Here is an 18,443-nt window from a genome sequence, read left to right as displayed (position 1 = left end):
TTATCCGAATTTATATAACAAAACAGGCTGCAAACCTCTCAAAAGTTTGCAGCCTGTTTCTTATATACAAGCTACCGAAAAGCCTTCCGAAGCAAGGCATTATCGGATGAAATGTTGTCATATTATACTATATCAGCACAACAAATGCAGTATAAGGTAAGATATTCTCATTGGTCTAAGCTTTAATTCATTTATTGTAAGGATACAAATATACAACATTAAAAGCCGTTTGTCAAGTCTTCAGGAGTTTTATACGTTCATAGTTCCTCCTCCTTCCTCAGAAGCATCATGAACATCCTTCGTCTTGATATTCCTGTACTGCTTGGGCGTCATCTCGAACTTCTGGGCAAATGCTTTATAGAAAGTCCCCCTGTTCGAGAATCCGGTTTTATCCATAATCTCTTCAATGGAGAGTTGCGTTGTCAGCAACAAGCGTTCTACAATCGTCAGGCGATACTCTCTGATGATGTCGGCAGGAGTCTTCTCCGTGACATTTTTCAGCTTCCGATAGAACTGCCGGGTACTGTATCCTAATGAACTACTCAACAATTCCACTGATAAATCCGTATTCTGTATATGACTATCAATAATCTGCATCATCTTCTCGAAGAAGGATTTATCCTCTTTATGCAGAAAATGACCATCATCCAGTTCAAAAGCACTTAGAACAGAGCTATAATACTCTTTCAGGTCCTCTTCGCGCTGTAACAGCCTTCTAACGACTTTCTCGAGATATTCCACATTGAAAGGTTTCGTGATATATGCTTCCGCACCGGATTCAATTCCTCTCGTCTGCTCGTCAATATTATTCAGTGCCGAAAGCAGTATTAACGGGATACGGCTCAACAGTTTATCAGACTTTATCTTTTTGGCAAACGACATTCCATCCATACCGGGCATCATTACATCCGAAATAATCAAATCCGGTAACTGGATGCCCAACTGCTTCAAGGCTTCCTCTGCGCTGCCTAAAGAGACAACATTGTATGCCCCGACAAATATCTCCGTAACAAACCATAACATAGAAGGGTCATCGTCAATAATCATAATCGTCTGCTTGTTCTTATCAAATTCAACCGACGAATTCTTGAGTTCGACTGCTTGCTCATCTGATGACAAAACCAATTCTTCAGCTACTTTTTCATCTTCATTATCCACCGTAACCTCCATAACAGGCAGCCATACATCAAAAGTAGTCACCTCATTAGGAATACTGGATACCTGAATCTGTCCATTCAACAGATTTACCATACTGTGACAAATGGCCAGTCCCAATCCATTTCGCGGAGAAATCCCATTCTTGTTCTGCACTTCGAAATTATCCAGAATCTTATAACGGTCGAATATTTTCGTGAGATCAGCCTCCTTGATTCCTTTTCCCGTATTAGATACCCGAATGCAAAGTTGTTCTCCTTCAATACGCAGCTCTACCGTAATGGAACCATTCTCCGGAGTATATTTGAAAGCGTTAGAAATCAGGTTATTTACAATTTTACTCAGACAGCTGACATCCGTATTCCAAAAAACTCCATCTTCTATCTGCAATCGATAGTTCAGTTTCCGGCTTTCCGCCAGCTCTCCGAATGATTCGGCAATAGTCCGTATCTGTTCTGTGACAGGAACATGTTTTATCTTCAAAATCTTGTTTCCCGTCTCCAGTCGGCGGAACTCAATCAGTTCCAATATCAGCGCATTCAGTTTCAACGCATTCTGCTGAATCATGGAAGCATACTTCCGGACATAACTGTCTACCCGGCTATAGGAAAGGATTTTTTCACACGGACCGTTGATCAATGTCAACGGAGTACAAAATTCATGGGTAATGTTAGTAAAGAAACGCAATTTCGATTCATACAGTTCTTCGCGCTGCTGGCGGTTCATTTCCTCGATCATAACATTCCGCTTTCTGCGATAACGTTTTATCACCATCCGGATAGCTCCTGCAATTACCCCGGCTAATAATAAGAAATAGACAATATAAGCACAAGTAGTCATATACCAGGGAGGAGTGATACGGATCAATAATGAATAAGGTTCACTCTCTTTCCCTGTTATATTACTTCGGTACTTCACCAGCAAGGTGTATTCTCCAGGAGATAGATTAGAGAAAACCGCCACCGTAGACAATCCGTTCTCAATCCAACTATCGCTCAAACCGTCTATCTTATAAGAGTAAGTATAATTGTTCCCGTTAATGTAATCGACAGCAATAAATGAAAGGTTAAAGAAGTTCTGACTATAGTCCAGCACCAAAGTTTCTTGCTTCGTAGCGCCTTGCAGAAAATCATAAATATTGCACTCTTTACCAAAAATAGAGAGGCGGTTGAAATGCAAAGGAGGCATGTATTCTTCCGAAAGTTGATCATTCTCGCTAATCGTAATGAATCCGTTCGTACCACCAAAAAATAATGTCCCCGTCTGCTGATCCTTGAAGAAAGCACCGTCACTAAACTCAATCACTTCCAGGTCGCCCTGCTGCCGATACGTCTGAACTGTGTTTTCGCGGACATTAAACCTCACCAACCCTTGATTGGTGCTAAGCCACAAGTTATTGTCCCTTCCTTCCAATATGCCGTGAATCGTATTGTTGGGAAAGCCGTCAGTCTCGTTATATACCCTATATTCGCCCTGATAAAGCCGGGTCAATCCGAAACTCGTACCAAACCAGTATCCTTCGTCATTCTTATGAATGGCAAAAATATCATTTACAGTCTGATTCTTCACTACATCGTCAATGCGGCAGGGAGTTAGTTGATTGGTATGCGTATTCATTTTATACGCACCATATCCACGGTTACCAAACCAAATAACCGAATCATTCTCCTGAAAAGAGACAAAGAAATAATTGGAGTTTCTCTTTCCGCCATCCAGTGTAAAGCGACGGGCAGACTTCACTTTAGGTAAAAGTGAAGTAGCATCCAGAATGATTTTCACAATACCTTCACCGGCAGAAACCACCCACAACGTACTATCATTTGTCTCACGGACAGAATGTACATACTTCACCATCTTGCCATCTGCCATGACCGGAAATTCCTGTATCCGCTTTTGTGAATAGGAGTAGTAATTAAGTCCGCTCTCCGTTCCAATCCATAAGAGTTTCCTCCGGCTGGGAGCAAAACTATACACCGAGTTGTCCATCAACGGACTATTACTTGCCAGGATCCTTTCTGCCCGAGGCAAAGTTTCCATATCAGGATGGAAATCAAACATCTTTAATATTCCCCCTCCCTTCGTACCTATCCACAATGTCTGATCCTGATCCTGATATAGAGCACGAACCGGATTATCTACCCGATACTCCGGTACATCCAACATGATGTTGTCAATAGAAAACTCATCTGTAAAATACATATAAAGCCCTTGACCGTCAGCGCCCACCCAGATTATATCCTGAAACCGGTCTTTCATAAGACAAAAGATACCGGACTGAACATTTATGGACTGGAGGCTATATTTTACCTTTGAATCCGGCATATACTTTAATTGGATTAATCCACTACTCTTAAAGCCGATAAAATAATCAGTTTTCTTTTTTATAATGGAAGAAACCTCACCCCGACGAAGTATCTCTGCCTCCATATCTGCTATAAAATACGCTTTATGATTATTCAGATCGTATTCATAAAGTGCATAAGTACTGTCTATGAAATAGAGAAAATCGCCATCTACAAACGTCCACAACAACTTTTCCGAATGATTCAGGCAATTACTGGGAACCAGCTTCACTTGATTTCCGTTTTTCTCTATTATATAACTCCGGTTATCATTATCCGAAGAGAATATCCAAAGTACTCCAAAGTTATCAATAGCCATTTGTTGTACTTCCTCAAAATGTATCTTTTTCACATCAAGTTTACAGAAGTCCTTCTGCTCCGGCTGATAATAATAAATGTAGCCATCATCTTTAATAATGAAGAAATCATCTTCGGGACTTATCGCCATACGGTTTATGTATTTAAAGTCTTTGAAGCTTTGTATGGTCTGTCTGCGTGTATCAAAGCGGTCGAGCCCATAATTAGTCTGTATCCAAAGCACATCGTTGTCCGCCTCGATAATCCGTTCGATGAGATTACCGGAGAAACTATGGTGCACATTGGTTGGTTTGTACAATCCCAAATAAGTGCCGTCGTAGATATTCAGCCCATCGCATGAACCGATCCATATCACGCCATGCCTATCCTGACACATCGAAAGAATAGCACTATTGGATAATCCGTTCTTACTGGAAAATTGCCGGAGACTATACGAAGCATTTATGTCTACTCCTATCAAAAGAAAAGAAACCAGTATCAGCAGAACTCTTCTTAAAAGAGTAGTTCTCTTCGTCCATTCATTGTGTTTTTTCATATAGCATTCTCTTGTTTTAAATCAAGACACAAAAATCGACGGAAAGATATGGAAAATCGGGAAAACGTCCAAGAACTGCACAAAAAACATTCTGATCATCTGAAAATTAACATAACAGGAATACGCTTTTACGACACATATATATATTTTTGCGACATTTCATCGAGAAGAGACATTTATGTCATGGGTCCGTACATCATCTTATACTAACCATAATAACTTTGCAGCATCAGACAACGGAATAAGGTAAAAAGCAAAATAAAAAGGATTGTAGTTTGAAATAGGTATTTTGGAAGGAAAATCTTTAGTTAATAATGAATATTATATAAAATGAAAGCACTGCGTTTTTTACTAATCATAGTTTGTGCCTACTTTTTGGCAAGTTGCGTTTCCACCAAACAGGCAGACTCTAATTCAAATCTGGAGAGAGCCCGGCAAACACTGGATTCACTTTATCTAAATTATTCTGTAAGCAACTCCCATCTGCTTCGTGAAAACTATCCTTTCAACGAACAATATAAAGTCACTTATCTGGCATCGGAAAACCAAACAAACATGCCTAATCAGTTCTCCTATTTATGGCCATATTCAGGTACATTTTCCGCAGTAAACTCATTATTAGAAGCCACCCACGACAAGAAATACCAGCAATTATTAGAAAAACAGGTATTACCCGGCTTGGAAGAATACTTCGATACAGAAAGAACTCCTATTGCTTACTCATCGTATATCCGAACTGCTCCGACCTCCGACCGCTTTTATGACGATAATATCTGGGTAGGCATTGACTTCATCGATATCTATCAGATTACCAAAGAAAAAAAATATTTGGATAAAGCTCAACTCATATGGAATTTCATAGAAAGCGGTACTGATAGTCTGCTAGGAGATGGCATCTATTGGTGTGAACAAAAGAAAGAGTCCAAAAACACTTGTTCAAATGCTCCCGGTTCTGTATTCGCCCTCAAACTATTTAAAGCAACCAATGACAGCCTCTATTTCAAACGGGGAAAAGAATTATATAAATGGACACAAAAGAATCTGCAAGATTCTACAGACTACCTCTATTTTGACAATATCCGTCTTGACGGTAAGATAGGAAAAGCCAAATTTGCCTACAACAGCGGACAAATGATGCAATCGGCTGCCCTACTCTATCAACTGACCAAAAATCCGGATTACTTGAAAGATGCGCAGAGCATTGCCAAAGAATGCTATAATTACTTCTTCACAGACTTTACAACTGACACAGGAGAAAGCCTTAAAATGTTGAAACAAGGAAATATCTGGTTTACTGCTGTCATGTTAAGAGGATTCATTGAACTTTACCAATTGGACCAAAACAAAACTTTTATCGACGCTTTCAATCAATGCCTATCATATGCTTGGGATAATGCCCGTGATGAAAACGGCTTATTCAGCACAGACCTAACTGGCAATAACAATAATGAGAAGAAGTGGCTGCTAACGCAAGCTGCCATGGTCGAAATGTATAGCCGACTAGCAGCTATACAATAAGTACAAATTTAAAACAATAAATAATTAAGGCTATATAATATAAAGGTCTTCCGTCACAACACAGCACAAAATAATAGCTACATAAAAACCAATACTCAAAAGAAAATTAATATGAAACAAAAAAGACTTACGTTTTTACTCCTGTTAATCTCCAACCTTTTTTGTGCATCTGCTCAAAAATGGTATAAACCAGAGATTGATCTAAAAGTTGAAGAGCTACTGAGCCAAATGACAGTAGAAGAAAAACTTGGATATATCGGTGGCATTGACTGGATGTACACTAAAAGCATTGATCGCCTGGGTATTCATCGCATGAGAATGTCCGATGGACCGCAAGGGATAGGCACAAAAGGCAAGTCTACCGCATACCCGGCTACAGTGACACTAGCAGCTACTTGGAACGAGAATCTTGCCTATCAATACGGAAAAGCTTTGGGACGTGATTGCAGAGCAAGAAACATCAATGTCATATTAGGTCCAGCGGTCAATATCTACCGTGCCCCAATGTGTGGACGTAACTTTGAATATATGGGTGAAGATCCGTATTTAACATCCCGTATCTGTGTAGGATACATCAAAGGTGTACAAGATCAAGGTGTCATGGCTACAGTCAAACACTTCGTTGCCAACAACTCCGACTATGACCGTAATAATATCAGTAATGATATTGATGAAAGAACCTTGAATGAGATTTACTTCCCTGCTTATAAAGCTGCCATTCAGGAAGCAGAAGTAGGAGCCATCATGACAAGCTATAACTTGATGAATGGCATCTACACCACTGAAAACCCGTGGCTATTGAAAGAAGTACTCAGAAATCAATGGGGCTTCAAAGGACTAGTGATGTCTGACTGGGGATCGACTCATTACTGTGTTCCAGCTGCAAGAAGCGGATTAGATCTGGAAATGGCAGGAGGAGAAAAGATGAATCCTAAAGATATGGCTTACTATCTTAAAACAGGAGATGTGACTATGGATATGGTTGACGAAAAAGTACGCCACATCTTACGCATACTCATTGCTTTCGGATTCAAGGATGGTACGGAAGCTGACAAAAGTATCGCTCTGGATGACCCTCAATCTGTAGAAACAGCATTAAATGTTGCCAGAGAGGGACTTGTTCTTTTGAAGAATGAAAACAACATTCTTCCTATCAATCCCCAAAAATACAAACATATTATCGTTACCGGCAAAAATGCACATGGATATGTACATGGTGGTGGTAGTGGCGCTGTAGTTCCTTTCCATTATACCAATTTATTCGACGGAATCCAAAAAGAAGGTAAACTGAATAATGTAAAAGTAGAATATATTGATGAACTCGACTTTATGCCGTCCATCATGTATACAGACGACAATCTCAACGAAAAGGGATTTCATGCCGAATACTTCAAGAATATTCACTTCGAAGGAGCCCCTGTGGTAAAACAGACTGAGAAAAAAATCAATTATTCTTGGGCTGCAGGCACAGAATTGGAAGGTATGCCCAAAGATTATTTCTCTGTGAAATGGTACAGTACAATGTGCGTAGACGAAACCGCTGACTATGAGTTCACATTAGGAGGCGACGATGGTTATAAATTGTTTATCAACGACCAACCGATTATTGATGACTGGACGCCCGGAGGTTTCAGAACGACCAATGTTACCAAGACACTAAAAGCCGGTGAAAAATATCATGTACGTGTAGAATACTATCAGCAGGGTGGTGGAGCAGGTATCTGCTTTTTATGGAAACGTAAGAACGAGACTCAGAATAAGTTTGCCGATTACCTGAACAAAGCAGATTTAGTGATTGCCTGCTTCGGTCATAGTTCCGATACAGAAGGAGAAGCAAGCGACCGCACATTCGAACTGCCCGAAGTAGATAAAAAAATGCTGGCCAGCTTATCCGGATGTAAAAAGCCTGTTATCGGTATTGTAAATGCCGGAGGTAATATTGAAATGCAAAAATGGGAACCGTCTTTGAAGGGGCTTATTTGGGGATTTTATGGAGGTCAGGAAGCGGGAACAGCTATCGGCGAAGCTTTATTCGGTAAAGTTAACCCATCAGGAAAATTACCTATGACTTTTGAAAAGAAATGGGAAGACAGCCCCGCTTACAACAGCTATCATGACCCGGATAAAGACAAACATGTAGCATATACGGAAGGAATATTCATCGGCTATCGCGGCTATGACAAATTGAAACGTGAAGTACAATATCCTTTTGGCTACGGATTGTCTTATACCACCTTTAAGCTATCTAATATAGTAGTCTCAAAGCCAAATGCTGATGGAACAGTAGAAGTAACCTGCCGTCTTGCCAACACAGGAAAAAGAGATGGTGCACAAGTCATACAAGCCTATGTGGGCAAAGCAGAAAACAGCCCGGTAGAACGTCCCCAAAAAGAACTGAGAAAATTTGAAAAGATATTCCTGAAAGCCGGAGAATCCACAACTGTCAAGATGACATTACCTAAAGAATCATTTATGTATTTTGATGTCAACAGAACTCAGCTCGTCACTGATCCGGGTATTTACAATATAATGCTTGGCTTCTCCTCTAGAGATATTAAAGCACAAAAAAATATTCAATATACACTATAGATTGCATAATCAATAAGTAACATGAAATATACTTGTATCAAAACTGTAGCAATTTACTTGCTCGCAACCTTACCTTTATTGGCGAACGCCTCAACACACAAGGTAAAAATTACACATAGCGTCATGGTTGGGGACGGAATCGCAAAATTCATCCCGGAAGGCTTCGACGCTCAAAAGATACCTTCTTTTGCAATAGAAAAAGAACCACGCGAACAAGGAGCACTTCCTGCCGACTGGGTACTTGTTCCCGAGTTCTCACTCACGGATGGTAAAGCAAACGCATCATTAACAGTGCCGGAAGGTACAAGCATCTATGGCGGTGGTGAAGTGACCGGTTCACTTCTGAGAAATGGAAAGACCATCAAATTATGGAATACAGACTCAGGAGCTTATGGTGTAGACAAAGGTACTCGTCTGTATCAATCACATCCTTGGATGATGGGAGTGCGAAAGGACGGAACAGCTTTTGGAATTTTATTCGATACTACTTGGAAAGCAGAACTAAGCAGTACAGACGAAAAAATCGAATTAAAAAGTGAAGGAATACCCTTTCGGGTATTCATCATTGACAGGGAATCTCCACAAGCAGTCATTCGCGGACTATCCGAACTGACCGGCACAATGCCAATGATTCCTCGCTGGGCACTAGGTTATCAGCAATGCCGGTTCTCATATTCTCCCGACAGCCGTGTCATTGAAATAGCAGATACTTTCAGACTAAAAAGAATACCATGTGATGTTATCTGGATGGACATTGATTATATGGACGGATACCGCATCTTTACCTTTAATCCGAAAAGTTTTCCGAATCCTAAAGCGGTGAACCGTGATTTGCACATACGTGGATTCCATTCTGCATGGATGATTGACCCGGGAGCAAAAGTTGACCCTAACTATTTCGTATATAAATCGGGAACAGAAAATGACGTTTGGGTGAAAACAGCAGACGGTAAGAACTTCCACGGTGATGCATGGCCGGGAGCAGCAGCATTCCCTGATTTTACTTCTCCTAAAGTAAACAAATGGTGGAGAAACTTATATAAAGATTTTCTAGCACAAGGAGTAGATGGCGTATGGAATGATGTTAACGAACCCCAGATCAATGATACGCCCAACAAAACAATGCCGGAAGACAACCTGCATCGTGGAGGAGGAAAGCTTCCGGCAGGTACACATCTTCAGTATCATAATGTATATGGCTTCCTGATGGTTAAAGCATCCAGGGAAGGTATACTGGATGCTCGTCCAGAAAAACGTCCTTTCATTCTGACACGTTCCAACTTCCTTGGGGGACAACGTTATGCCGCTACATGGACTGGCGACAACGGTTCTTGCTGGGATCATCTAAAAATGTCAGTTCCCATGTCATTAACATTGGGATTATCCGGTCAACCGTTTAGTGGTGCAGATATAGGCGGTTTCTTATTCAATGCTGATGCTGACTTATTCGGCAACTGGATTGGTTTCGGTGCCTTTTATCCTTTCGCACGTGGTCATGCTTGCGCCGGAACAAACAACAAGGAACCATGGGTATTTGGACAAAAAGTAGAAGATGCCTCACGCATCGCTTTGGAACGTAGATATATACTACTACCCTACTTTTATACACTCTTACACGAAGCCTCAACTAATGGCATGCCTATCATGCGTCCTGTCTTCTTCTCCGACCCTAAAGACTTGTCACTGAGAGCAGAGGAAGAAGCTTTCCTTGTCGGTGATAATTTACTTATCATTCCAGCATTTGCTAATCAACCGGCACTTCCGAAAGGGATCTGGAAAGAACTGTCACTTGTAGAAGGAGATCAGAATGATAAATATCAGGCAAAAATGAAGATTCGTGGGGGAGCTATCATTCCGACTGGAAAAATAATTCAGAACACTACAGAAAATTCATTAGATCCTCTGACATTACTAGTGTGTCTGGACGAACAGGGCAAAGCTTCCGGAAATATGTATTGGGATGCGGGAGATGGTTGGTCTTACAAAAAAGGGGACTATAGCCTGCTACAATTTGTCGCAGAGCGAAATGGTGATAAAGTGACTGTAAAGCTAACAAAGAAAACCGGAAAATACAACACTGAGAATAAAGACATGGCAGTGATTAAAATTATAACAGATCAAGGCATACGTCAAGCCAGTGGAAATCTAGTGGAAGGCATTGAAATAAGACTATAAAAAAGCACTATACTTTGTTTGGAAACCTAAAAAAAAAGTTTTATGAAAAAAGAGCACATGAAAAAGCAATATCCCCATTGGTGCGGGGTATTGCTACTGTATCTGATGGCATGTATTAGTAGTTGCCAAGACGACAAAATCAGTTCTAGCGGATATGATCCGTCTAAACCTGTTGTTTTTACAGATTTCTCTCCAAGTCAGGGAAGTCTCCGTACTCAGCTCCATATCTACGGTGAGAACTTCGGAAACGACCCATCAAAAATTTATATTACTGTAGGAGGGCGAACTACCACTACAATTGGCTGTAACAATAATGAAATTTATTGTATGATACCCCCAAAAGCTTTTGATGGAAATATAAAAATATCTATCGAAAGTGCTGATGGGACGTCTTCACCCATAGAATATGAATTTGAGAGACGTTTCCAATATGTATCTCAAACTTCAGTAGGTACATTAGTAGGAAACGAAGATGAACAAGGCAATTCTTCTGATGTAGATGGAGATTTTGAAAACGCAAGGTTCGGAAATGCAGAATGGTTGTTAATGGATACATTCGGAATACAAAAATGCTTGATCGTTAATGGTTTTAAAGGACCTATCCGGAGAATCAATCTGGAAACTCAAGAAGTATCCACACTTATGACTGAAGGGCAAGGATTGTTTGGAGGTATGTACTACATGTGTTTCGATGCGACTGGAGACACTTTATTTGTATCAGACGACCACGGACAAAGTAACAAAGACCGAAGAGAGATTGCCTACCTGCTACGCTCTGAAGACTTCCGAAGAGCAAGACCTTATGTTTATGATCGTACTGGATATAGTTGCGCTTATCAACCTTTGACAAAAACTCTATATTATACCGTTTATTGGCAGGGAACTATTGACAAAGCCGTTTTTGACCCGACAACACAAGGAATGGTAGCAAAAGAAGTATTCCCAACATATGAAAGCAGGAATGAACATGCCTACCTAACAGTACACCCTGAAGGTAAATATATGTATATTACAGGAGCAAATTGCCTTTATAAATCCATGTTCAATCCAGAAACAAAAGAATTCCAAAAGCCAACAATGTTTGCCGGTTCTGAAGGAGCCAGTGATTGGGTAGACTCTCCCGGTACATCAGGGCGTTTCGTATGGCCTTATCAAGGCACATTTGTAAAAAACAAGGATTACATAGAAGCTGGTAAATCAGATATTTACGATTTTTATCTTTGTGATAGAAACGGACATTGCATCCGTAAAATAACTCCTGACGGTATCATCTCGACTTATGCCGGCAGAGGTAGTGTATCTTCTGATGGACGAGTAAACGGATACATAGACGGCGAGCTACGCACAGAAGCACGTTTCGACAGTCCTTGTGGGATCGCTTATGATGAAGAAACACAAACATTCTATATAGCAGATAGAGAAAACCATCGAATTCGCACAATTTCTGTAGAATAAACTATAAAAACACATTTCGAATGAAAAAATATATTTTAAGTTTGTTTTTCTAATTAGCTGTGTGCTTAACACATACGCACATACAGAAAAACAACAACAAGAAAAAATAGAAATCAGCGGCATTGTTCTGGATCAGAATAAAGAGCCACTTGTCGGAGTAAACGTTTCCGTAAAAGACATACCCGGACTAGGTGCTATTACAGATATAAACGGTAAGTTTAAAATAAAGGTTGAACCTTATCAATGGTTAGTATTCACTTTTATAGGATTTGATAAACAAGAAATACTTGTTAAAGAACAAAAGAGCATCAATGTCATTATGCAAGAAGCAAAAGCAACTGCTATCGACGAGGTTGTTATCACAGGAACAGGCGCACAGAAAAAAATTACAATGACTGGAGCGGCTACTACAGTAGATGTAAATACACTGAGAACTTCCACTTCAAGCATTACAAATGCGTTGGCTGGTAATGTAGCAGGTATAATGGCACGCCAAACATCTGGACAGCCAGGCAATAATATATCTGAATTTTGGATTCGTGGAATTTCTACTTTTGGTGCAGGTTCGGGTGCACTAGTATTAATTGATGGATTCGAAAGAGACATGAATGAGATCAATATTGAAGATATTGAATCATTTACTGTATTAAAAGATGCCTCTGCAACAGCAATATACGGTTCACGTGGAGCAAATGGGGTTGTATTGATTACTACTAAACGTGGTAAATCAGGTAAGGTTCAAATCGATGCAAAGGTTGAAACTACTTACAACACACGTACATATACCCCCGAACTTGTTGATGGCTATACCTATGCCAACTTAATGAATGAAGCACGTACTACTCGTAATAAGGAAGCATTCTTCTCTGATGAAAAGCTATACATACTCCGCAACGGATTGGACAAAGACTTATACCCCAATGTAGATTGGATGGATGTACTCTTAAAAAAAGGGGCACCAACTTATCGAGCAACTTTAAATCTGAACGGTGGTGGCTCGCTTGCCCGTTATTATGTATCTGTTAGTTACGTAGACGAAGGAGGTATGTATAAAGTGGACGAAGGATTAAAAGACTATAACACCAATGCAAATTACAGACGTTGGAATTACCGTCTCAACGTAGATATGGATATCACAAAGTCCACCTTATTGAAAGTAGGAGTCGCAGGTTCACTAGATAAAAAAAACGAACCAGGAATGGCAGGAAACATTTGGGCATCAGCCATGCGCAACAATCCTATCTCAGTTCCTGTGATGTATTCCAACGGATACGTTCCTGCCTACGGTTCGGAGAATGATCAACTCAATCCGTGGGTAGCCGCTACACAAACCGATTATCAAGAAACATGGAACAATAAGTTGCAAGCCAATGCTACTTTAGAACAAAGCCTCAACTTTATTACAAAAGGATTAAAATTTATTGGCCGTTACGGATTTGACACAAACAACTATCAGTGGATAAACCGTAAAAAATTCCCTGAAATGTGGAGAGCAGAACAAAATCGTGCTTCTGACGGAAGTTTAGTCATGAAAAAAATCAAAGACGAACAACTAATGACACAAGAATCATCTTCTAACGGAAATCGTAAGGAATATCTAGAAGCCGAACTGCATTATGACCGTACCTTTGGAGACCACATTGTTGGAGCAGTATTTAAATATTCTCAAGACAAAACGATAGATACCTCTCAGAATGGAAATGATATTATGCAAGGTATTGATAAACGCCATCAAGGACTTGCTGGACGCTTCACCTATGGATGGAAATACCGTTATTTCTTCGATTTCAACTTTGGGTATAACGGTTCCGAAAACTTTGCACCGGGACATCAGTATGGCTTTTTCCCAGCTTATTCTGCAGCATGGAATATTGCAGAAGAACCTATCATCAAAAAACATTTGAAATGGATGAATATGTTCAAACTCCGTTATTCATATGGCAAAGTCGGCAATGACGTCGTAGGAGACAATGACCAGCGTTTCCCCTATTTATCTACCTTCGGTGCCAGTGGGGGATTTAATTATGCGGACATCGGACAAAAATATGAATTTACAGGTTTAAGCTACACACATTACGCTACTACAGCCGTAACATGGGAAATAGCAACTAAACATGATATTGGTATCGACTTCTCTTTATGGGACGATAAGTTCACTGGGACAATTGACTATTTCCACGAACAACGTGACGGTATTTACCAACAACGTAATTTCATTCCCATTTCTGTTGGTCTGAACGGAGCTATGAGAATATCTACCAATATTGGCTCTGTTTTATCCAAAGGATTTGATGGAAATTTCGGATTCAAACAACGTATCGGAGATGTGAACCTCACTTTACGTGGCAACTTCACCTATAGCAAAAGCGAAATTTTGGAATATGACGAAGAATATAGCAACTACCCATACAAAAGCCAGAGAGGTTTCCGAGTTGATCAAACCCGTGGACTTATCGCATTGGGACTATTTAAAGATTATGATGATATACGCAATAGCCCCAAACAATCTTGGGGAGATGTAATGCCAGGTGATATCAAATACGCAGACGTAAACGGTGATGGTTATGTAAATGATAATGATATAGTTCCTATTGGAGCTACAACACGTCCAAACTTAGTTTATGGCTTCGGTCTCTCCGGACAATGGAAAGGTATTGACATTAATGTTTTATTCCAAGGATCTGGAAAGTCTACTTTTTGCATTGATGGTCCCACTGTATATCCATTTGAAAATGGAGACTGGGGAAACATTCTAACTGATGTAGTAAAATCAAACCGTTGGATATTAGGTGAAAATGAAGATCCAAATGCTAAATATCCTCGTTTGAGCTATGGAGGAAACAGCAATAACTATCGCGCCTCCACTTATTGGTTGCGTAATGGTTCTTACCTACGTTTGAAAAATTTAGAGATAGGATATACAATACCAAAAAGTCTTGTTAATAAAATGCATTTAAATAACATCCGTATTTATTTTATGGGCACCAATTTAGTTACCTTCTCCAGTTTCAAACTTTGGGATCCTGAATTAGGTAGCAGTAATGGACAAAAATATCCACTGTCTAAATCATATACTTTAGGATTAACTATCAATATCTAATATCAAAGACATGAAAAAGAAACATATATTATTAGCCATTGCGTTCAGTATTGGACTAGGAGTTAGTTTATCTTCCTGTTCAGACTATCTAAGTGTAGAACGTTTCTTCAACGACCGACAAAGTGAAGAAAAAATCTTCAAAAGTAAACAATTTACTGAAGAATGGTTAGCTAAATGCTATGGGCTTTTAAATGGTTCGAATATAGAATACGGACTTATCAAATTTACACTCTCCAATTATTCGGACGATATTATTTTTAATGAAAGCGATGGTGCTGTAAATTACAACGCTCTTAAATTTGGACAATATGATAACGGTTGGGTAAATGACTCTTATATCCGTTGTTATGAAGGTGTACGCCAAGCTTCCATCATGATCAATAATGTAGATATTAACGAAGAATTGACAAAAGAAGAGATCTTAGACAAAAAGGCACAAGCCCGTTTCTTAAGAGCTTACTTCTATTGGTTACTACTTAGAAGATATGGTCCAGTACCCTTAATTCCTGATGAAACAATCAGTATTGATGAAACATATATAGGCATGTCCTGTCCAAGAGCTACATATGATGAAGTAGTAGACTATATTGATAAAGAGATGATACTTGCAGCTAACGATCTGCCTGACAGACGAGACAGACAAAATATTGCGCGGGCAACAAAGGGCGCAGCACTAGCTGTACGTGCAAAAGTTTTATTATACTCCGCTAGTCCACTCAATAATCCATTACCAAATGATCCCGATAAGTTTACAGACTTTGTTGATGACCAAGGCCGTATATTAATGTCACAAACATATGATGAAAGTAAATGGGCAAGAGCCGCTGCAGCAGCAAAAGATGTAATTGATTTAGGTCGTTATGAGTTACATATCGCAGACTATCAAGATAAAGGAGACAATACTTATCCAGCTACAGTTAAGCCTCCATACAACGCAAAATATTCTACCAAAAACTTTCCTGATGGGTGGGCAAATATCGATCCGTTTGAATCATATCGTTCGATTTTTAACGGAGATTTATATGCAAATGAAAATGAAGAATTAATCTTTACTCGTGGTAATAACTCCTTAGCAGATCAAGTGAATTATCTCGTCAGAAATCAAATGCCAACCTTTGCAGGAGGAGAGAATCGTCATGGTTTAACCGCTAAACAATGTGATGCTTACGATATGGCAAATGGTGACGCCTTTAATTTGCAACATTTCTTGGACACTTGCGACGCAAGTAAACGTTTTGTTACCGAAGATGAATACAAAGCAGGAAAATATCCGCAGCTTCGCCCGAATGTATGGAAAGAATATGCCAACCGAGAACCGCGCTTTTATGCCAGTGTAGCATTTAGCGGTGCTTTTTGGCCATTTGCCAGTGCCAAAGATGCAGAATATCGTAACCAACAAATATGGTATTACAGAGGCAACAAAGAAGGACGCAAAAACGGATCTGATAAATGGATACCAACTGGAATTGGAATGATGAAATTCATCAATCCAAATGATTGTAATACAAATAATGGAAAGATCTATGATAAAGTAGATATCGCAATTCGCTATGCCGATATTCTTTTGATGTATGCAGAAGCTTTAAATGAACTTACTCCAGGTAATAGTTATGAGGTAACAAACTGGCAAGGAGAAACGATGGTAGTTTCACGCAATACGGAAGAAATGAGTAAAGCAGTCTCAAGAGTTCGTATTCGTGCCGGAATGCCAGATTATGAACAGGAAGTATATAACGACCAAACATTATTCCGCAAAAAATTAATGCATGAACGACAAGTTGAGTTTATGGGAGAGAACCAGCGCTACCACGATTTAAGACGCTGGAAAAATGTAGCTATCGAGGAATCGGAGCAGATCTACGGTTGCAATGTATTAATGACAGAAGCTACTAAAGAAAGATTCTATGAACGTGTAAGAGTCGAGAATCTACAAGCCAACTTCTCACGTAAAATGTACTTCTGGCCTATTCTGGAAAGAGAGCTACAGTGGAATAGACGGATGACACAAGCTCCTGGCTGGGAAACTTTCGATTAATATAAAAAGAAGATAAAAATGAAAAGAAGAATAATTTATATAGTTACAATGTTTGCTGCACTATCTTTCTTTAGTGCATGTAATGACGAATGGAAAGACGAACTTTATTCACATATGATCTCCTTGAAAGCACCTATAGGCAGTGAAGAGGTGTCTGATATCTATGTACGATACAAACCTAACGGAGAAGTTGTATATGATCTCCCGGTGCTAGTCAGCGGATCAACCCCATTAGATAGAGACTTGAATGTTCGTATTGCTGTGGATCCAGACACGCTGGTTGCTCTAAATCTAGCCAACTACCATGAGTTGAGAAAAGATTTATGGTATGAATTATTACCTGAGCAAAACTATGAATTTACAGCACCTACCTGCTATATGCCTGCAGGCACAAGAAAGGAATTATTCCCTATCAAATTTAAGTTTTCTGGACTAAACCTGTCAAAAGAATGGGTATTACCTCTGACCGTTGAAGAAGATCCTTCATATGTGACCAATAAACGGAAAGGCTGGCGTAAAGCATTACTCCATGTTTTGCCATATAATGATTACTCAGGCAATTATTCTGCAACAGCAATGAATATTTATTTTGCTGGCTCTAATGACGATCCATTAGTAGTTGATAATCGAAGAGCACACGTCGTTGATGAAAATACAGTATTTTTCTATGTCGGAACGAAGGAAGATAACTCAATCGACCGGGAAACTTACAAAATTAATGTCAAGTTCGAAAAACCTATAGAAGAAACTGAAACAAAAAAAACAGGTAATCTGACAATAACAGCTACCAACCCAGCAATAAATTTCCAAATAATAGGTAATCCTACCTATGAGATTTGGGATGAAATGGATACAAATCAGCCTTATCTATTGCATCGTTATCACGTATTAAGAATGGAATATAGTTATGATGACGTAACCTCATCCAATGTTCCTACTTCGTACAGAGCTAGCGGTTCATTGCTCATGGAACGAAAGATTAATACTCTAATACCAGACCAGGACCAAGCTATTCAATGGTAAAAATACAATATTATATCCCTACTCAATGAAATATATCAAGTCAATGGTCTGATTCTATACCAAGGAGCATTTAAACTATATGCTCAACCTTATTGGGAAAAGAATAATTATTGCCAAATAAAAAGTGACACTTAGCTTAGTTAGTAACTTCGCTATAAGTGTCACTTTTCATTCATAAACAGCCTTACTTAGATTAAA

The 18,443-nt window shown here is 39.5% G+C and carries 8 protein-coding genes; 7 read left to right on the top strand and 1 reads right to left on the bottom strand.

Translation table 11 applies throughout. From position 1 onward, the window contains the following. Positions 1-249: 249 nt before the first annotated feature. On the bottom strand, positions 250-4,350 hold the full coding sequence (locus HMPREF9007_RS05880; RefSeq protein WP_008762905.1) for a two-component regulator propeller domain-containing protein: 4,101 nt from the start codon (positions 4,348-4,350) through the stop codon (positions 250-252). Positions 4,351-4,680: 330 nt separating this feature from the next. Here HMPREF9007_RS05880 and HMPREF9007_RS05885 point away from each other — a divergent pair, with 330 nt between their 5' ends. From HMPREF9007_RS05885 to HMPREF9007_RS05915, 7 genes are all read left to right on the top strand, one after another. Then, positions 4,681-5,868 (top strand): glycoside hydrolase family 76 protein, encoded by a 1,188-nt coding sequence (locus tag HMPREF9007_RS05885; RefSeq protein ID WP_008762904.1) that lies wholly within the window; start codon positions 4,681-4,683, stop codon positions 5,866-5,868. 111 nt (positions 5,869-5,979) lie between these two features. Next, a complete protein-coding gene (locus tag HMPREF9007_RS05890; RefSeq protein WP_008762903.1) occupies positions 5,980-8,457 on the top strand; it encodes a glycoside hydrolase family 3 C-terminal domain-containing protein in 2,478 nt (825 codons plus the stop codon). 21 nt (positions 8,458-8,478) lie between these two features. Then, a complete protein-coding gene (locus tag HMPREF9007_RS05895) occupies positions 8,479-10,632 on the top strand; it encodes a TIM-barrel domain-containing protein (RefSeq protein ID WP_008762902.1) in 2,154 nt (717 codons plus the stop codon). Between the two features lie 42 nt (positions 10,633-10,674). Continuing rightward, positions 10,675-12,087, top strand: coding sequence for an IPT/TIG domain-containing protein (locus HMPREF9007_RS05900; protein ID WP_008762901.1), 1,413 nt, complete (start codon positions 10,675-10,677; stop codon positions 12,085-12,087). Between the two features lie 61 nt (positions 12,088-12,148). Beyond that, positions 12,149-15,187, top strand: a complete 3,039-nt coding sequence (locus HMPREF9007_RS05905; RefSeq protein ID WP_008762900.1) for a TonB-dependent receptor — start codon at positions 12,149-12,151, stop codon at positions 15,185-15,187. A 10-nt stretch (positions 15,188-15,197) separates the two neighbouring features. After that, positions 15,198-17,222, top strand: a complete 2,025-nt coding sequence (locus HMPREF9007_RS05910) for a RagB/SusD family nutrient uptake outer membrane protein (RefSeq protein ID WP_008762899.1) — start codon at positions 15,198-15,200, stop codon at positions 17,220-17,222. Between the two features lie 18 nt (positions 17,223-17,240). Beyond that, positions 17,241-18,245, top strand: coding sequence for a DUF4973 domain-containing protein (locus tag HMPREF9007_RS05915; RefSeq protein ID WP_008762898.1), 1,005 nt, complete (start codon positions 17,241-17,243; stop codon positions 18,243-18,245). The last annotated feature ends 198 nt before the right edge of the window (positions 18,246-18,443 follow it).

It is taken from the genome of Bacteroides sp. 1_1_14, from assembly GCF_000162515.1.
GTDB classification, from domain to species: domain Bacteria; phylum Bacteroidota; class Bacteroidia; order Bacteroidales; family Bacteroidaceae; genus Bacteroides; species Bacteroides thetaiotaomicron.
The sequence above is the reverse complement of the archived record's forward strand: the minus strand, read 5'-3'. Positions and strand labels throughout refer to the sequence as shown.

Coding starts and splice junctions, on each gene's coding strand:
- HMPREF9007_RS05885 (WP_008762904.1), top strand. CDS start 4,681: ATGAAAGCACTGCGTTTTTTACTAATCATAGTTTGTGCCTACTTTTTG.
- HMPREF9007_RS05900 (WP_008762901.1), top strand. CDS start 10,675: ATGAAAAAAGAGCACATGAAAAAGCAATATCCCCATTGGTGCGGGGTA.
- HMPREF9007_RS05880 (WP_008762905.1), bottom strand. CDS start 4,350: ATGAAAAAACACAATGAATGGACGAAGAGAACTACTCTTTTAAGAAGA.
- HMPREF9007_RS05915 (WP_008762898.1), top strand. CDS start 17,241: ATGAAAAGAAGAATAATTTATATAGTTACAATGTTTGCTGCACTATCT.
- HMPREF9007_RS05910 (WP_008762899.1), top strand. CDS start 15,198: ATGAAAAAGAAACATATATTATTAGCCATTGCGTTCAGTATTGGACTA.
- HMPREF9007_RS05895 (WP_008762902.1), top strand. CDS start 8,479: ATGAAATATACTTGTATCAAAACTGTAGCAATTTACTTGCTCGCAACC.
- HMPREF9007_RS05890 (WP_008762903.1), top strand. CDS start 5,980: ATGAAACAAAAAAGACTTACGTTTTTACTCCTGTTAATCTCCAACCTT.